Source organism: Mobilicoccus pelagius NBRC 104925, assembly GCF_000247995.1.
Lineage (GTDB): Bacteria > Actinomycetota > Actinomycetes > Actinomycetales > Dermatophilaceae > Mobilicoccus > Mobilicoccus pelagius.
Map to the genome: position 1 here is coordinate 1 of NZ_BAFE01000007.1, position 16373 is coordinate 16373.

17 protein-coding genes are annotated in these 16373 nt (G+C 72.0%); 8 read left to right on the top strand and 9 right to left on the bottom strand.

The window, feature by feature from the left end:
- Nucleotide 1: 1 nt before the first annotated feature.
- From MOPEL_RS01520 to rpsB, 5 genes are all read right to left on the bottom strand, one after another.
- Nucleotides 2–835 carry a phosphatidate cytidylyltransferase gene (locus MOPEL_RS01520; RefSeq protein WP_040632346.1) on the bottom strand — a complete coding sequence of 278 codons (834 nt, stop codon included), beginning with the start codon at nt 833–835 and terminating at the stop codon, nt 2–4.
- Nucleotides 836–867: 32 nt separating this feature from the next.
- Nucleotides 868–1425, bottom strand: a complete 558-nt coding sequence (gene frr / locus MOPEL_RS01525) for a ribosome recycling factor (protein ID WP_040632316.1) — start codon at nt 1423–1425, stop codon at nt 868–870.
- Between the two features lie 145 nt (nt 1426–1570).
- A complete protein-coding gene (gene pyrH, locus MOPEL_RS01530; RefSeq protein ID WP_009481084.1) occupies nt 1571–2296 on the bottom strand; it encodes a UMP kinase in 726 nt (241 codons plus the stop codon).
- 166 nt (nt 2297–2462) lie between these two features.
- Nucleotides 2463–3290 carry a translation elongation factor Ts gene (gene tsf, locus MOPEL_RS01535; protein ID WP_009481085.1) on the bottom strand — a complete coding sequence of 276 codons (828 nt, stop codon included), beginning with the start codon at nt 3288–3290 and terminating at the stop codon, nt 2463–2465.
- A gap of 49 nt (nt 3291–3339) precedes the next feature.
- Nucleotides 3340–4272, bottom strand: a complete 933-nt coding sequence (rpsB, locus tag MOPEL_RS01540) for a 30S ribosomal protein S2 (RefSeq protein WP_009481086.1) — start codon at nt 4270–4272, stop codon at nt 3340–3342.
- Nucleotides 4273–4662: 390 nt separating this feature from the next.
- Here rpsB and MOPEL_RS01545 point away from each other — a divergent pair, with 390 nt between their 5' ends.
- Both MOPEL_RS01545 and MOPEL_RS17520 read left to right on the top strand, forming a co-directional pair.
- Entirely contained in the window at nt 4663–5835 is a 1173-nt protein-coding gene (locus MOPEL_RS01545) for an aminotransferase class I/II-fold pyridoxal phosphate-dependent enzyme (protein ID WP_009481087.1), read from the top strand.
- Nucleotides 5836–6498: 663 nt separating this feature from the next.
- Entirely contained in the window at nt 6499–6957 is a 459-nt protein-coding gene (locus tag MOPEL_RS17520) for a M23 family metallopeptidase (RefSeq protein ID WP_051992166.1), read from the top strand.
- Here the strand turns inward: MOPEL_RS17520 and MOPEL_RS01555 are convergent.
- The 4 genes from MOPEL_RS01555 to MOPEL_RS01575 form a co-directional block, all read right to left on the bottom strand.
- Nucleotides 6933–7730, bottom strand: a complete 798-nt coding sequence (locus tag MOPEL_RS01555; protein ID WP_040632318.1) for a DUF3152 domain-containing protein — start codon at nt 7728–7730, stop codon at nt 6933–6935. The two genes, MOPEL_RS17520 and MOPEL_RS01555, sit on opposite strands and share 25 nt — an antisense overlap.
- A gap of 79 nt (nt 7731–7809) precedes the next feature.
- Nucleotides 7810–8961, bottom strand: coding sequence for a tyrosine recombinase XerC (locus MOPEL_RS18690; protein ID WP_040632319.1), 1152 nt, complete (start codon nt 8959–8961; stop codon nt 7810–7812).
- Between the two features lie 420 nt (nt 8962–9381).
- Nucleotides 9382–10578, bottom strand: coding sequence for a DNA-processing protein DprA (gene dprA / locus MOPEL_RS01570; protein WP_009481092.1), 1197 nt, complete (start codon nt 10576–10578; stop codon nt 9382–9384).
- A gap of 67 nt (nt 10579–10645) precedes the next feature.
- The gene (locus MOPEL_RS01575; RefSeq protein WP_009481093.1) at nt 10646–11947 is read right to left on the bottom strand and encodes a YifB family Mg chelatase-like AAA ATPase; all 1302 of its coding nucleotides are present in this window, start codon (nt 11945–11947) and stop codon (nt 10646–10648) included.
- A gap of 19 nt (nt 11948–11966) precedes the next feature.
- Here MOPEL_RS01575 and MOPEL_RS01580 point away from each other — a divergent pair, with 19 nt between their 5' ends.
- The 6 genes from MOPEL_RS01580 to MOPEL_RS15590 all read left to right on the top strand — a co-directional run bounded on the left by MOPEL_RS01580 (nt 11967) and on the right by MOPEL_RS15590 (nt 16097).
- Complete coding sequence (locus MOPEL_RS01580) at nt 11967–13379, top strand: recombinase family protein (RefSeq protein ID WP_009481094.1); 1413 nt, start codon at nt 11967–11969, stop codon at nt 13377–13379.
- A complete protein-coding gene (locus MOPEL_RS01585) occupies nt 13376–13768 on the top strand; it encodes a hypothetical protein (protein WP_040632322.1) in 393 nt (130 codons plus the stop codon). Before MOPEL_RS01580 ends, MOPEL_RS01585 begins: the two co-directional genes overlap by 4 nt.
- A 190-nt stretch (nt 13769–13958) precedes the next feature.
- Nucleotides 13959–14204, top strand: coding sequence for a phiRv1 phage protein (locus tag MOPEL_RS01590; protein ID WP_009481096.1), 246 nt, complete (start codon nt 13959–13961; stop codon nt 14202–14204).
- Nucleotides 14201–14536 (top strand): hypothetical protein, encoded by a 336-nt coding sequence (locus MOPEL_RS01595; RefSeq protein ID WP_009481097.1) that lies wholly within the window; start codon nt 14201–14203, stop codon nt 14534–14536. Before MOPEL_RS01590 ends, MOPEL_RS01595 begins: the two co-directional genes overlap by 4 nt.
- Nucleotides 14533–14832 (top strand): hypothetical protein, encoded by a 300-nt coding sequence (locus MOPEL_RS01600; RefSeq protein ID WP_040632324.1) that lies wholly within the window; start codon nt 14533–14535, stop codon nt 14830–14832. The genes MOPEL_RS01595 and MOPEL_RS01600 overlap by 4 nt, the downstream gene beginning before the upstream one ends.
- Nucleotides 14829–16097: an AAA family ATPase gene (locus tag MOPEL_RS15590; protein WP_009481099.1), complete on the top strand. Its 1269-nt coding sequence runs from the start codon at nt 14829–14831 to the stop codon at nt 16095–16097. Before MOPEL_RS01600 ends, MOPEL_RS15590 begins: the two co-directional genes overlap by 4 nt.
- Nucleotides 16098–16373 lie beyond the last annotated feature (276 nt).

A 16373-nucleotide genomic window follows, 5' to 3' on the forward strand; every position in this document is an offset into this window, starting at 1 on the left:
CTCAGACGAGCAGACTCATGACGAGCCACGCGACGGGCGCCGTGAGCAGCAACGAGTCGATGCGGTCCATGATTCCCCCGTGGCCCGGGAGGATGTCACCGAGGTCCTTGATGCCGAGGTCTCGCTTGAGCATCGATTCGGCGAGGTCGCCGAGCGTGGCCGTGGCGACCGAGAGCAGACCGAGCAGTGCGCCGACCCACACCGGCCCCCCGAGTAGCAGCGGGACGGCGACCATCCCCGCGACGAGACAGCTCACGGCCGAGCCGGCGAGCCCCTCCCACGACTTCTTCGGACTCACCGAGGGCGCCATCGGGTGACGCCCCGCGACGACACCGACCGCGTACCCGCCGATGTCGCTGCAGATCGTCACGAGGACGAACGTCACGACCCGCCACTGCCCGTCCTCCTCGGTGAGCATGAGGGTGGGGAACGCCGAGAGGAACGGCGCATACGCCGCGATGAACACCCCCGCGCTCACGTCACGCGTGGCCCGGCCGATGCCGAGGACACTGCGCCACGTGACGATCGCGAGGAGGGTCGCTCCGAACGCGACCATGAGGCCCGGGCCACGACCGAAGTACGCCCCGAGATGCATCGCCACCGTGCCGAGGAGGATTGGCACCACCGGTACCGAGAACCGCCCCGAGGCGAACGCTCGGGACAGCTCGACCACGCCGATGCCGAGCGCCGGCACGACGAGGACGAGCCATCCCCAGCGGACGATGAAGAGGCTCGCGAGGATGAGCGCACCGAGACCCACGCCGACGCCGATGGCGACGGGCAGGTTGCGTCCGGCCTTGCTCGGCGGTCGCTTCGTGGTCGGAGGGGCCGTCATGTCCCGTGTCAGCATCTCTCGCGTCGGCCGGCTCACACCTCGGAGAGCTCGGTCTCCTTGCCCTTGAGGAGCTCGTCGACGAGGTCGACATGCTTCTTCGTCATGGCCTCGAGCTCCTTCTCGGTGCGCACGCCCTGGTCCTCACCGATCTCCCCGTCCTTGACGGCGCGGTCGATCTGGTCCTTGGCGTGACGACGCACGTTGCGGATGGCCACCTTGGCCTCCTCGCCCTTGCGCTGCGCCATCTTCACGTACTCCTTGCGGCGCTCCGCGGTGAGCTCGGGGAGGATGCAGCGGATCGAGTGGCCGTCGTTGCTCGGGTTGACGCCGAGGTCGGACTCACGGATCGCCTTCTCGATGTTCGCCATCGCGCCCTTGTCGAACGGCGTGATGAGCATCGTGCGCGCTTCCGGCGACTGGAACGACGCGAGCTGCTGCATCGGGGTCGGGGCGCCGTAGTACTCGACGAGGAGCTTGTCGAACATCGCCGCGTTCGCGCGACCGGTGCGGATCGAGGCGAAGTCCTCCTTGGCCACCTCGATGGCCTTGCCCATCTTCTCCTCGGCCTCGAACATCGTCTCGTCCAACATGTGGGTGCCTTTCACTGTCACGTTCGCTCGCCGTGCCGGATGTCGGCACGGGTGGATCCCATGCTGTCAGACGTCCGCGCGTCTCGCCGGGCATGGACCGGGGTGATGTGGATCGGGGCGGGGCGCCCGAGGCTGTGGTGCCGTGTCAGCCCGCGTAGACCTCCGTGCCGAGCGCCTCGCCGCGGAGAACCCGGGAGATCGTCGACTCGCCCTGCATCGCGAACACGATCATCGGCAGGCCGTTCTCCATGCACAGGCTGAACGCCGCAGCGTCGACGACCTTGAGATTGCGGGCGAGGGCCTCGTCGTAGGAGAGCCGGTCGAGCTTCTGCGCGTCGGGGTTGATGCGCGGGTCGGAGTCGTAGACGCCGTCGACGCCGTTCTTGCTCATGAGCACCGCGTTGCAGCCGATCTCGAGGGCGCGTTGCGCAGAGACGGTGTCGGTGGAGAAGTACGGCATGCCGGCACCGGCGCCGAAGATGACGACGCGGCCCTTCTCGAGGTGGCGGATCGCACGGCGCGGGATGTACGGCTCGGCGACCTGGCCCATCGTGATCGCCGTCTGCACACGCGTGTCGATGCCCTCCTTCTCGAGGAAGTCCTGCAGCGCAAGGCAGTTCATCACGGTGCCGAGCATGCCCATGTAATCGGCGCGGGACCGCTCCATTCCGCGCTCCTGCATCTCAGCGCCACGGAAGAAGTTGCCGCCGCCGACGACGACGCCGACCTGGACGCCCTCACGGACGGCCTCGGCGATCTGCCGCGCGATCCCCCGCACGACGTCGGGGTCGACCCCCATCGATCCTCCGCCGAACGCTTCGCCGGAGAGCTTGAGCAGCACACGCTGGTACGCACGCGGGGTGTCGGTCACGGGTTTCTCCCTGTCAGTCGAGTCCAGGTCATCCTCCCATCGGCGCCCGGCTCGTCCCAAACCATGGCGGCCGCCCCGAGGGTGGCGGATGTCACCCGCCCCGGACGCGACGGAGCCCGCCGCCCCGAGAGGGGCGACGGGCTCCGTCGTGAGGAGAGGTAGACGATCAGGAGCCGACGCGCAGACGCGCGTAGCCCTTGGCCGTGACACCGGCCTCCTCGAGGACCTTCTTGACCTGCTTCTTCTGGTCCTTCGCGAACTTCTGGTCGAGAAGGACGTTCTCGGCGAAGAAGCCGTTGACGCGACCCTCGACGATCTTGGGCAGAGCCTGCTCGGGCTTGCCCTCCTCGCGAGCGGTCTCTTCGGCGATTCGACGCTCGTTGGCGACCATCTCCTCGGAGACCTCCTCACGCGTCATCACGGTCGGGCTGAACGCGGCGACGTGCATCGCGACGTCGTGCGCGACGGAGTCGTCGTCACCCTCGTAGCCGAAGAGGACACCGATCTGCGGGGGCAGGTCGGGGCTCGTCTTGTGGAGGTAGGAGACGACCTTGGGGGCCTCGACGCGCGCGACGCGACGGATCTCCATCTTCTCGCCGATGCCCGCGCTGGCCTCGTCGAGGAGCGTCTTGACGCTCTTGCCCTCGACCTCGGTCGCGAGGAGGGTGTCGGCGTCGGACGCACCGGAGGTGACGGCCGCGTCGAGCACCTTGGCGGCGAGCTCGCCGAACTTCTCGCCCTTGGCGACGAAGTCGGTCTCGCAGTTGACCTCGACGAGCGTGCCGACGCCACCGTCGACGTGAGCGGTGACGAGGCCGTTGGAGGCGCTGCGGCCCTCACGCTTGGTGACGCCCTTGAGGCCCTTGACGCGAAGGATCTCGGTGGCCTTGGCCTTGTCGCCCTCGGCCTCGTCGAGCGCCTTCTTGACGTCCATCATCCCGGCGCCCGTGGCTTCACGGAGCGCCTTGATGTCAGCGGCGGTGTAGTTCGCCATGCGTAATCCCTATCTGTTCGAGTCGGAAGGGGGGTGCGAGCGAGAGACCTCAGGCCTGCTCGCCGTCGGCCTGCTCGACCCCCGCCGCGGCAGCGGCCTCGGGCTCGGTGGCCTCGGCGAGGGCGGCGGACTGCGCCGGGTCCTCGGTCGTCGTCTCGGCGCTGGCTTCGGTGGCCTCGGCCGCAGGAGCCGCGGCGTCGGTCGCGTCGGCGGCCTTCTCGCCGGCGAGGAGCTCGCGCTCCCACTCGGCCATGGGCTCGGCCTGGGCGGCGTCCTCGGAGGAGGAACCCTGGTTGCGGGTCATGAGACCGTCGGCGACGGCGTCGGCGACGACGCGCGTGAGGAGCGTGACGGAGCGGATGGCGTCGTCGTTGCCCGGGATCTTGTAGTCGACCTCGTCGGGGTCGCAGTTCGTGTCGAGGATCGCGATGACCGGGAGCTTGAGCTTGCGCGCCTCGGTGACAGCGAGGTGCTCCTTCTTCGTGTCGACGATCCAGACCGCCGAGGGCACCTTCTGCATGTCGCGGATACCGCCGAGGGTCTTCTCGAGCTTCTCCTTCTCGCGACGGAGGACGAGGAGCTCCTTCTTCGTACGACCGCTGCCGGCCACGTCGTCGAAGTCGATCTCCTCGAGCTCCTTGAGGCGCGTGAGGCGCTTGGAGACCGTCTGGAAGTTGGTGAGCATGCCACCGAGCCAGCGGTGGTTGACGTACGGCATCCCGACGCGCGTCGCCTGTTCGGCGATGGCCTCCTGGGCCTGCTTCTTCGTGCCGACGAAGAGCACCGTGCCACCGTGCGCGACGGTCTGCTTGACGAACTCGTACGCGTCGTTGATGTAGGTGAGCGTCTGCTGCAGGTCGATGATGTAGATGCCATTGCGCTCCGTCATGATGAAGCGCTTCATCTTGGGGTTCCAGCGACGCGTCTGGTGCCCGAAGTGGACGCCGCTCTCGAGGAGCTGGCGCATGGTGACGACGGCCATGCCGAGGTCTCCTTCTCGTTCGTACCGGTTCATCGCCCCGCCGCGGGAGTGCGGACGGAGCGCCTGGTGCTCCCGGCGCCCGCCACCGCTCCTCCGAGGAGGGGCGGACCTTGCGGCGGGACGTCCCGGTCGCGTCCGTTCCGCGAAGGGACGGACGGGCCCGGTGTGGGGCACGCGAATTCCACCGCCAGGCCCGGGTCGAGGCGGTGAGCCGCGACACGACACAGTGGTGGTGGGCTCCATTCTAGTGGTCGGAACGGCACGGAGGCGAATCCGCGGGGGCGGACGAGCCACGTCCGGGGCCGGCCCTCGCGAGACCACACCCCGCCTCCGCCGAGGGTCCCTCCACCGCCCCGCCCGCCGCCCCGTCCCGCCCGCTAGCCTCGCCGCATGGAGAACCCGCTCGTCCCCGTGATGGCCCCCTACGCCTCGACGATCTTCTCGGAGATGAGTGCCCTCGCGCTCCGCACGAACTCCGTCAACCTCGGGCAGGGGTTCCCCGACGTCGAGGGGCCGCAGTTCCTCGTCGACCTCGCGTGCGAGGCGATCCGCGGCGGGCAGAACCAGTACGCCCCCCGGACGGGGCTCCCCGAGCTCCGCCGGGCCATCGCCGACCACCAGCGCCGCTTCTACGGTCTCGACGTCGACCCCGAGACCGAGGTGCTCGTCACCGCCGGCGCGACCGAGGGCATCGCCGCCGCGATCCTCGCGCTCGTCCGCCCCGGCGACGAGGTCGTCACGTTCGAGCCGTACTTCGACTGCTATCCGCCGATGGTCGCCCGCGCCGGCGGCACGCTGCGCACCGTGCCGCTGCGGTTCCCCGACCACGCCGTCGACGAGCAGGCCCTCGCCACCGCGTTCTCCGACCGCACGCGACTCGTCGTCCTCAACACCCCGCACAACCCCACAGGCAAGGTGTTCACCCGCGACGAGCTCCGCCTGATCGCCGAGCTCGCCCGCCGCCACGACGCGTGGATCCTCACCGACGAGGTCTACGAGCACCTCGTCCTCGACGACACCCCCCACGTGCCGATGGCGACCCTGCCCGAGGCCGCCGACCGCACGCTCACGATGTCCTCGGCGGGCAAGACGTTCTCCATGACGGGATGGAAGGTGGGGTGGATCACCGGCCCGGCCGAGGGCCTCGCCGCGGTCACCTCGATGAAGCAGTGGCTCACGTTCACGACCTCCGGGCCGTTCCAGTACGCGATCGCCCACGGCCTCGCGATGGACGACGCGGCCTACGCGGTCACCGCCGACGAACTCCGCGCCCGGCGCGACCAGCTTCTCACCGGTCTCGCCGACCTCGGCATCCGGACGAACCACCCCGAGGCGACGTACTTCGTCCTCGCCGACCTGTCCCCGCTCGGCCTCGACGACGCCCTCACCGGCACGACCGCGTTCGCCGAGGAGCACGGCGTCGTGGGCATCCCTGCCGCCTCGTTCGTCACCGGAGCCGAGGTCGAGGCGACCGCCCCGCTCGTCCGCTTCGCGTTCTGCAAGCGCGAGGAGATCATCGCCGAGGGGTTGCGTCGCCTCGGTGCCGTGCTCGGACGCGGCTGAGGCCGCGCCCGCTCCGGGATCACCCCCGCCACCCGCACCGCCGCCGCCACCTCGGGTCGCTACCTCGGGTCGCCACGGAACGGGGGGCGGCCCTCCACAGGCGGACGAGACGTCGCGCGCCGTCCACCGGTCCACCGTCGGGTGGTCCGGGCGACGGCGTCCTCACCGCATCCTCACCGGGTGAAGCTCTCCCCCGCGCTCCTCGCCGCCGGGCTCCTCCTCCCGACCTCGGCCGCTGCGGCCGCCGGCCTCGGCCCTCACGTCGCGGCACCTCCACCGACCCCACGGCCTGCCGCGACGTCCCTCCCTGCGCCCGGGGCGGCCCCGTCCACCGCGCACGGCGGCCGGTCCTCCCCGTCGTCGCCGGCGCCACCCACGGCCTCGTCCTCCGAGCGGTCGCAGGCGCGGGCACACACGCCCGACCCCGGCCCGTCCGCCGCCTCGGCCGGAACGGCCGCCTCCGCGACGACCTCGCCCCCGCCGTCGCCGTCGCCGTCGCCCTCGCCACGGCCCATCCAGGCGGCGGGCTCGTCTCCCCCGGCGACCCCGTCCGTCCGGACACCCGGGCGGGGTGCCGCCGCCGCTCCGGGACGCACCACCGGGGGTCCCCCGCCGCCCGGTGACACGTCGGTCCCGTGGACGGCTCCGGTCGTCCCGCCGAAGGTGGCGAGACCTTTCGACGCGCCGGCACAGAAGTGGCTCCCCGGTCACCGGGGTGTCGACCTCGTCGCGGCGGAGGGGACGTCCGTGCTCGCTCCGGCCGACGGACGGGTCGCCTTCGTCGGCAGGGTCGCGGGCCGCGCCGTCGTCTCCGTCGACCACGTGGCCCCGGACGGTGTGGGGATCCTGCGGACGACGTACGAACCGGTCGTCGCCGCCGTGGCCGTCGGCGCGACGATCCGCCGCGGCGAGGTCCTCGGAGACCTCGGGCCCGCCGCGTCGTCGCACTGCGCGGCGACGGGATGCCTGCACTGGGGAGCCCGTCGGGACGAGACGTACGTCGACCCGATGAGCCTGCTCGGCGGCCGGGTCAGGTTGTGGACCCCGCGAGAAGGGTCGGTCCCGCCACGGGCGACGCACGGGCGGGACGTCTCGGGTCAGCGCGCGCCCGGAACCGGGTAGGGGTGCGGCCGGCAGCCCTCGAGACGGAGTGTCTGCTGAAGCATGACGGGTGCCTCGGCGCCCTTGCCCGGGCAGGAGCGGTGGCTGTGACCGATCGCATGCCCGACCTCGTGGTTGACCAGGTAGATGCGGTAGTTCGCGAGATCGTCGCCGTACGTGGGCGCACCGTGGACCCACCGCCACGCGTTGATCATCACCTTGCCGTGGTGGTGGCAGGAGAGACGCCCGCCCGTGCGCATCGGGGCACAGACCTCGTCGACGAGGCGCGGGCTCGCGAACTGGATCCGGATATCGGGCCGCACCCCGGCCTCATGTCGGGAGGGCGAGACGTTGACGAATCGGACTCCGTCCTTCTTCTGCCAGCCGCGGGCGTCGGTGAGGTCGGCCCGCACGGCGGCGGGGAACCCCGCGGCGATCTCCTCCAGCCCCTCCTCGACCTCGGCGGTGTACCGCACGACGTGGCCGGGGGCCTCCGCCGCCGGGGTGTCGGCGCCGGGGACGGGGACGACGCGGGTCCTTCCCGAGGCGGACTCGGGCACGGTGAGATCCGCGGGGTCTCCGGCGGTCGCAGAGATCTCCCCCGGGGTGGGCGCCGTGGTGGGCGACGAGGAGGCGGTCTGCGGAGTCCCCGACACGGCGGGCATCGACGAGGCCGACGTCGCACCGGGGGTGGGCGCTCCGGGGCCGTTCGCGCCGGCGCCACAGCCTGCGAGGAGCAGGGCCGCGCCCACCGCGGCCCGTCCCCGTCGTCGACCGGTCGCACTCGTCGTCATCGTCCTGCCCCGTTCCTCGCTCGTCCCCGGATCCGTCGGTCGGATCGGCGCCACGCCGGCGCCCCTGCATCTGCGGCGATCACGCCCGCGGGTGTGCCTGCGTGTAGGACCGCAGCAACCGGTCGGTCGACACGTGAGTGTAGATCTGTGTGGTCGAGAGGCTCGCGTGGCCCAGGAGTTCCTGCACGGTGCGGAGGTCGGCGCCACCTTCGAGGAGGTGCGTCGCGGCGGAGTGTCGGAGCCCGTGCGGCGAGAGATCCGGGAGCCCCTCCCCTGCGGTCGCCCGGTGGACGAGTTCGCGCACGCGCCGCGGGTCGAGCCGCCCGCCGCGCACGCCGAGGAGGAGCGCGGGCCCGCTGTGCGCCGTGGCGAGGTGGGGCCTGCCGTCGGTGAGCCACCGCCGCACGGCGTCCCTCGCGGGGGTGCCGAACGGGACGACGCGCTCCCTGTCGCCTTTGCCGACGACCCGGGCGGTCCTCTCGTGGAGGTCGACGTCGTCGACGTCGAGACCGACGAGCTCACCGACGCGACATCCCGTCGCATAGAGGAGTTCGAGGACCGCCTGGTCGCGGAGACGGACGGCCGCGTCGACGGGATCGTCCTCGGGGGTAACGGCGATCGCATCACTGAGCGTCGTGGTGGCGGACGGGGTGGTACGGCACGTCGCGTCGTCGCGCGTGGGGACACCGTGTGTGGCGTCCTCGCGTGGGGGAGGGTCGCCGTCGGAGAGGTCATGCGTGAGGAGGTCGCGCGTGGGGTCGCCGTGTCCTGGGGGGCCGCCGCAACCGTCGGTCTCGGGCCGGGGAGCGACGGGCGCGGACCCGCGCGCCGAGGACCGGGGGCCGTCGAGGAGGGATTCGACCTGGTCGACGCGGAGGACGCTCGGGAGGGGTCGGCCGCGGCGGGGCGAGACGAGCCGGGCGGCGACGTCGGTGTCGAGGTGCCCTTCACGGGCCGCCCAGCGGGAGAACGCGCGGGCCGAGGCGGAGCGGCGGGCCGTCGTGGAACGGGCGTCCCCGCGTGCGGCCCCGTCGGCGAGCCAGGCTCGCAGGACCTCGAGGGTGAACGCCGTGAGCCCGTCGCCGCTGCCCTGGATGGTTCGGGCGAACGCGAGGAGCGAGGCGACGTCCTGGCGGTAGCCACGCACTGTGTGCGGCGACCGGCCGCGTTCCGCCTCGAGGTGACGGACGAACGCCGCGAGCACCCGCTCGTCGCCCTCCCCACGTGTCATGTCCTCACCGTCGCAGAGGGACGAGTGCCATGCCAACGCGGCACGCGGGCCTCACCGATCTCCCGAGTTCACACGAAGGCCGACCACCCGTGAACGAGCCGGATGGGTGAAGGCGGGGAACGGGGTGCGGGGGTCGCGGCGCGGGGAAGTCGCGGTGCCGGGGGGCGCGGTTCGGGGGGTCGCGGCGCGGGGGGCGCGGCGCGGGTGGAGTAGGTGGGGGTGGAGAAGGCGGGGGCGGTCGAGCCCACGGGTTCGGGGCGGCGTCCTCGACGACGGACCGGACGCGGAAAGAGGGCAACCGCCCGCCGGGGCCGTCGTCCTGCTCGACGGTCTGCGCCGTACGACGGATGCGGTGATCTCGGCGCGCCGCGTTCCTTCGAGGAGGGCGCGGCGACGACGACGCATGGGCGCGTGGGAGGGTCACGCGAGTCGCCAGCCGTCGTCGGTGCGGCGGGCGAGGCCGAGGAGTTCGAGACGTCCGAGGGCGGCGCGGACGGTGTTCTCGGTCTCCCCGGCGAGCACGCTGAGCCGTTCGACGTCGGCGGCCTTGCGGCGGGGCAGGACCTCGAACACGCCCCGGTCGGCGCCGTCGAGGCCGTCGCCGGGGCGGCGGGGTACGGGCGTCTCGGGGGCGAGGTCCTCCCCCATGACGCCGACGAGCTCGACGACCTCGTCGGCGTCGGTGACGAGCTGCGCCATGCCGGACCGGATCATCTCGTGGCATCCGACGGAGGCGATGGACGTGACCGGTCCGGGGACGGCGACGACGACCCGGTGGTGGGCGGCGGCCGTGCCCGCGGTGTTGCGGGAGCCGGAGCGGCGGCCCGCCTCGACGACGACGGTGCCGAGCGTCATCGTCGCGATGAGACGGTTGCGGAGCAGGAACCTCGAGCGGAGCGACGTCGCTCCGGGAGGCATCTCGCTCACGAGTGCGCCGGTGTCGGCGACGTGGCCGAGGAGGCGGTGGTGCGCGGCCGGGTAGGGGCGGTCGACGCCCCCGGCGAGGACGGCGACCGTACGTCCCCCGACCGCGAGGACACCACGGTGGGCGGCGGCGTCGATGCCGAACGCCCCGCCGCTGACGACGGTGACGTCGCGTTCGGCGAGCCCGGCGGCGATGTCGGCGGCGACGGACTCGCCGTACGCCGTGGCGGCTCGCGCACCGACGACGGCGACGGACCGGCGCATCGCCGCGCCGAGATCGAGCGGTCCGCGGACCCACAGGACGTGCGGCGGGCACGCGAGATCACCGAGTCCGAGCGGCCATTCGGGATCGGTGGGGACGAGCAGGCGCGCAGCGCACGCGGCGGTGTCGTCGAGGACCGAGGCGAGGTCGAGGCGGGTGAGCCGCGGCCGGAACCGGTCGAGGGCGCTCTCGCTGCGGCCGAGCAATGCACGGAGGGCCCCGACGGCGCCGAGCTCGCGGACGAGGCGGGAGGCGACGGGATCGCCGGGCTCCGCGAGCGCGCTCCAGGCGACCCGCGCGAGGACCTCGGGGTCGAGACCGTCGAGTCCTGCTTCGACGGCGTCGAGGACGGGGTGGCCGAGGCCCGGGAGAACCGTGGCGGCGCGGGACGCGTCCTGGGGCCCGACCGTGCCGGGCGAGGTGGAGGTCATCGTGGGGTCTCCTGGATCGGGAATGGGGCGCCGTCGGGGTGGGAGGGGCCGGTCGCAGGAGGGGCGGTCATGCGGCGACCCCTGCCTGGGTGCGGAGTCCCAGGGCGAGGCCCACGTCGTCGCGGCCGGGTGAGTCCCCGCCCCGCAGGTCGGCGACGCTCCACGCGATGCGGAGCACGCGGTCGTACCCGCGGAGGGTGAGCATCCCCCGATCGAGGGCGCGGTCGAGATCTCCGGTGACGGCCTTGGAGAGGCGCATCCTCGTCCCCCGCAGGGCGGGCCCGGGGACGTGGGCGTTGAGGTGGAGGCCCAGGTCGGCGAGCCGGACGCGCTGCGCCTTCCTCGCGGTCGCGACGCGGGCGGCGACGACGGCGCTCGACTCACCGCCTGCCTCGGCGAGCGCTGGGCGGGTGACGGCCGATACGCGCAGCTGGAGGTCGACCCGGTCGAGGAGAGGCCCCGCGAGCTTGCCGAGGTAGTCGCGTCGCGCCCGCGGCGAGCAGGAGCAGTCGAGGCCTTTGCCGTGGGCCTTGCCGCACGGGCACGGGTTGGCGGCGAGGACGAGCTGGAACCGGGCGGGGAACCGCGCCGCCGACCTCTGCCTCGCGACGACGACCTCTCCCGATTCGAGCGGTTGACGCAGGGATTGGAGAACCCGGGCCGAGAACTCGGGGCTTTCGTCGAGGAAGAGGACCCCGGCGTGGGCCTGGGAGATGAGACCCGGGCGGACCATGCCGCTGCCGCCACCGATGATCGCGGCGGGCGAGGCGCCGTGGTGGGGTGCGACGAACGGGGGGCGTCGGACGAGGTGCCCGCCGGCGAGGAGGCCGAGGACGGAGTGGACGGCGGACACCTCGAGCGCCTGCTCGTCGGGCAGATCGGGTAGGAGTCCCGGGAGGCACTCGGCGAGCATCGTCTTTCCGGCCCCGGGCGGCCCGACCATGAAGAGGTGGTGCCCGCCGGCCGCCGCCACCTCGAGCGCGAGGCGGGCCTCGGGCTGGCCGACCACCTCGGCGAGATCGCGCTGTCGCGGGGTGAGGGCGGCGACCTCGGGCGGTGGGGTCGCGTCCTCGACGTCGGTGCCCTTCTCGACGGCGAGGTGCCGCCCGACGATCTGGGCGAGCGAGGACGCGCCGATGACCTGGACCCCGGAGACGAGGGCGGCCTCCCGCATGTTCTCGACGGGGACGACGACCTTCTCGTAGCCGGCGCGGCGGGCGGCGAGGACGAGCGGCAGGACCCCGGTGACGGGCCGGACGGACCCGTCGAGCCCGAGCTCGCCGAGGTGGACGATCTCGTCGACGACCCGTGCCGGTGCCTTCTCGGCGGCGACGAGCACGGCGATGGCGATGCCGAGGGGCAATGTCAAGCGGGTACATACTTAAGCCATGACCAACAACCGGGCAGCGATCTACGCGCGCATCTCCCGCGACGCCGACGGCCGAGCGATGGGCGTCGGGCGCCAAGAGGAGGACTGCCGCGCCCTTGCCGATCGGCTCGGGCTGAGCGTGGTCGAGGTGTTCACCGACAACGACATCGGCGCATCGACCCGCAGCCGCAAGCGACGCCGCCCCGGATACGAGGCGCTGCTCGACGGGGCGCGAGAGGGCCGGTTCGGCACGATCCTGGCGTACTCGAACAGCCGCCTCACGCGCCGCACGCTCGAGCTCGAGGATCTGATCGTGCTGCACGAACGGCACGGCGTGCGGATCCGCACCGTCGTGTCCGGGGATGACGACCTGGGCACCGCCGACGGCCGGATGATCGCCCGGATCAAGGCCAGCGTCGACGCCGCCGAGGCCGAGAGGGTGAGCGAACGTGCTCGCCGCGCCAAGGACCAACGGGCGCTTTCCGGGACGCCCCTGGGTGGGCGGCGACCGTACGGGTACGAGCCGGGCGGTCTCATCATCCGTGAGGACGAAGCGGCTCGGGTACGGGAGGCGACGGCGGAGATTCTCGCCGGGGGGTCCGTGCGCGGACTTGTGGCCCGGTGGAACCGGGAGGGTGTGCCGACCTCGACGGGCGGCCAGTGGGGGCAGTCGTCGCTGCGGGCGATGCTCCTGCGCCCGAGGAATGCGGGCCTCATGGTCCACCGTGGGGCGATCGTCGGCGCCGCGGCGTGGCCGGCCATCGTTCCCGAGGAGCAGTGGCGTGCCCTCGTGGACCTGTTGAGCGACCCCGGGCGTCGGACAAGTCCCGGCCCCGAACGGAAGTACCTGGGGTCCGGCCTGTTCCGCTGCGCCGTGTGTGGAGGGACCGTGGTCGGCGGGCACGCGAATCAGCTCCTCGTGTACCGCTGCCGTCCTGGGTGTGTGTCCCGCGGAATGCTCGAGGTTGACGACCTCGTCACGGGCGTCATCATCGAGCGTCTCCGCCGACCCGACTTCGCCGACGCGCTCGCCGTCGCCGCCGCGCCGGGCGTCGACGTGCCCGCCCTCGAGCTCCGCACGACGGTCCTGAGAGACCGGCTCAACCGACTCGCCAAGGGCTACGCCGCGGGCGTCATCGACTCGTTGCAGCTCGCGGCGGGATCGAAGGTGCTGCGCGCCGAGCTCGAGGGGGTCCGCGAGCGCATCGCCGCGGCGTACCAGGGGTCGGCTCTGAGCGGCATCGCCGATGCTCCCGACCCGGGTGAGCGATTCATGGACGCGGACCTAGCCCGGCGGCGTGCGGTCCTCGACGCGCTTGTGGTGGTGACGTTGGACAAGTCGGGGCGGGGGCGGCCGAAGGGGTGGGCGCCGGGTGACTCGTACTTCCGGCCCGAGACGGTGCAGATCGAGTGGAGGGGGGTGACGTCGTGACCGGGGAGCACAAGGTGCGCGAGAGGTTGTTCCGCGAGCTGAACGGCAAGCTCGAGGTGCCGGAGGGGGCGGTGCGGGTCGTGTGCATGAAGCACGAGCGCCCGAAGCGGCTGCTGCTGGCGCTCCCCGGTGCTGACGGGTGGACCCTCTCGACGATGCGGGGGTACGCGCCGGGGGCGTCGGATGAGGGGGCAGGGCATCCCCACGTGGAGCGGGGCGGGGCGCGCCTGTCGTTGGATCAGGGGCAGATGGGGGACGTGGTCGTGATGCCGTGCCCGAGCTGTTCTGCCCGCCCGCGGGTGACGTTCGAGCGGGTGTGTCGCGTCCTCGACCGTGTGAGGTCCGCTGGGGCGGTGAGGGTTCCGCTTTCGGCGTTTGACCAGCGGTAACGCTGCTGGATCGGAGCGGCTGAACAACGTAGACTGACGTCACCAGGCACATCGAGCGCGCATCAAGTCACACGCGCTGCGGATGCCCTGGGGGCAGACTCACGAGACGCCACCGGCCAGACGCCGACGAGTCGTGGGACCGAGGTCCTCCATCGGGACCTCGATTCCACCGTGCTCGGACGGAGTCACAGTGCCCACACAGCAGCTCAAATCTCGCGAGACCCGCGCCCTCGCCGGCCGCATCGCCGCCCTCTCCCGGTCTCGGACCGCCGATGACCCTGAGTTCATCGACACCCGCCGCCGCCACAAGGAATCCGCCCTGGCGGACCACATCAAGGCCGTCGTCGATACCGCTCCCCCGCTGACCGACGAGCAGCGGGAACGCCTCGTCGTCCTTCTCCGCCCCTCCGCGACGAACGGGGGTTCGGGGCGATGACGACACGAGAAAGCCGCCGCACCTCCCAGCACGACGGCATCCCCAACAACAACGCCCATCGTACCCGCGCCGTCGCTGGTGAACTCACTCTCGACCTTCGTGGCGCTGCGTCCCGCGAGATCGTCTCGCGCCTGTACGAGGTCCAGGTAGTGCCCGTCGGCACCATCGTCGTCCTCGACGTCGATAGTGCGTCCGAGTGGACACCGAGTGTCAGCTCGGCCGTGCGTGCAGTCGGGTGCCGGGCCGACTTCGTGGTGACGTCGACTGACGGTCTCGCCCTCTCCCGCTGGTACGGCGCCATCGCTGACGTGCTCGAGCGAGACCAGTCGTGAATCGCCGCCGAGGACCGTGGTTCGTCCACGCGTGGATCGTCGGCCCGCGGGGTCGGTGGGTGCTGCTGCGGGGCGTGCGCTCTGCGCTGCTACGTCGCTACGGCATCGTCGCAAGCTACTCGGCGTCGCACCGCGGCGTGGTCGTCCTCGCCCGCCGGCGGGGCGACGTCGAGGCCGTCCTCGAGGCCGTCGGCGCTCGGCTCGTCGTGCACGAGGACGTCCCGGAGGCGACGGTCGCCCAGGTCGTGCCCACCCCCGAGGCGATGCAGCTCGAGTTGCTGGGGGGTGCCGCATGACGTTCGCCGACTACCCGGATGTTGACGTCCCGCCGCCCTACGACGAGGTCGAGGACGAGGGTGTCATCGCCGAACGGACTCGCCGACTGTTCCCCCGGATCGATTGGCACGCCCTCTGGGCCGACGAAACCGAGGAGGAGTGGCTACTCGAACCCCTCATCTCCGCCCGGCGCCTCGTCTCCCTCTACTCGCCACCCAAGGTCGGCAAGTCCCTTCTCCTCCTCGAGGTCGCCGTCGCGCTGTCCCGCGGCACACCGTGCCTCGGCACCCGTCCACCCCGCCGCGTGAGAGTGCTCTATGTCGACTTCGAGAACGACCCCCGCGGGGACGTTCGCACCCGACTCCGCGCCATGGGCGTCGGACCGGACGACCTCGACCACCTCGACTACCTGTCCTTCCCCTCGATGGCCGTCCTCGACAGCGAACGCGGCGGCCTCGAGCTCGCCGAAGCTGTGCACGCGTACGGCTCCGAGGTCGTCGTCATCGACACCGTGTCCCGCACTGTCGCCGGCGAGGAGAACAGCAACGACACGTGGCTGAACTTCTACCGTCACACCGGGCTACGGATGAAGCAAAACGGCGTGGCGATGATCCGTCTGGACCACTCCGGCAAGGACGCCGACAAGGGCGCGCGTGGCGGGTCCGCGAAGGCCGGCGACGTCGACGCCGTGTGGCGCTTGACGCGTGTCACGGAAGACAGGTTCCGCCTCGAGTGCACCGACTCCCGCATGCAGATCGACAACAAGGTCTTGCACCTCACCCGCCAACGTCTGCCGCACCTGCATCACGAGGTGGACGGCGCGTCTGTCCTCACCACCCGTGAGGAGCGCATCGAGCACCTCATCGCCGTCCTTGAGGTGCTCGAGGTTCCCGCCGACGCCAGCCGGACGGCCGTCAAGAAGGCTCTCAAGGAGCGCGGGGAGAGCGCCCGGACTGAGGTCCTCGCCGAGGTCGTCCGACGCCGCAAACACCTGTTCCCGAACCTTGGGAACAGGCCCGAGGACGGGGCCGTGGGAACAGCCGGGGACAACCAGCCCGCCGATTCACAGAATGCCTGCTCACCACCTGTTCCCACCCTCCGGGAACAGGTGGGAACAGGTGGGACAGACACCTGTTCCGCTGTCCCCCCCTCTATAGAGGGGGACAGCGGACAGAACAGGGAACGGGACGGCGCCTGCCGGGTGTGCGGAGAGGCCCTGCACCCCGCCCTCGTCGAGGGCGGAGACACCGTTCATCCGACGTGCGACGCCGGGGGTGACCGATGACGACCACCTACCCCGGCCCCCGCCCGGCGCCTCGTCCGGGCGTCTGCGATCTGCATGACCGTGAGCCGCTCACGGCATCGGGCACATGCCCGTGGTGCCGCGCGGAGGCGCTCGCCGCGACGCCGCCGCCGATCCCCGGCCCGCTCCGTCCGGCGCGGCTCGGCGAGCTCGTCACCGCACTCCCCACCACACCGAAGCGGCAGAGGACCGCCATGCCGCCGGACTACGCCCGAAGCCCATCCGTACGCGATTGGGACGTTTCACGTACGACGAGCG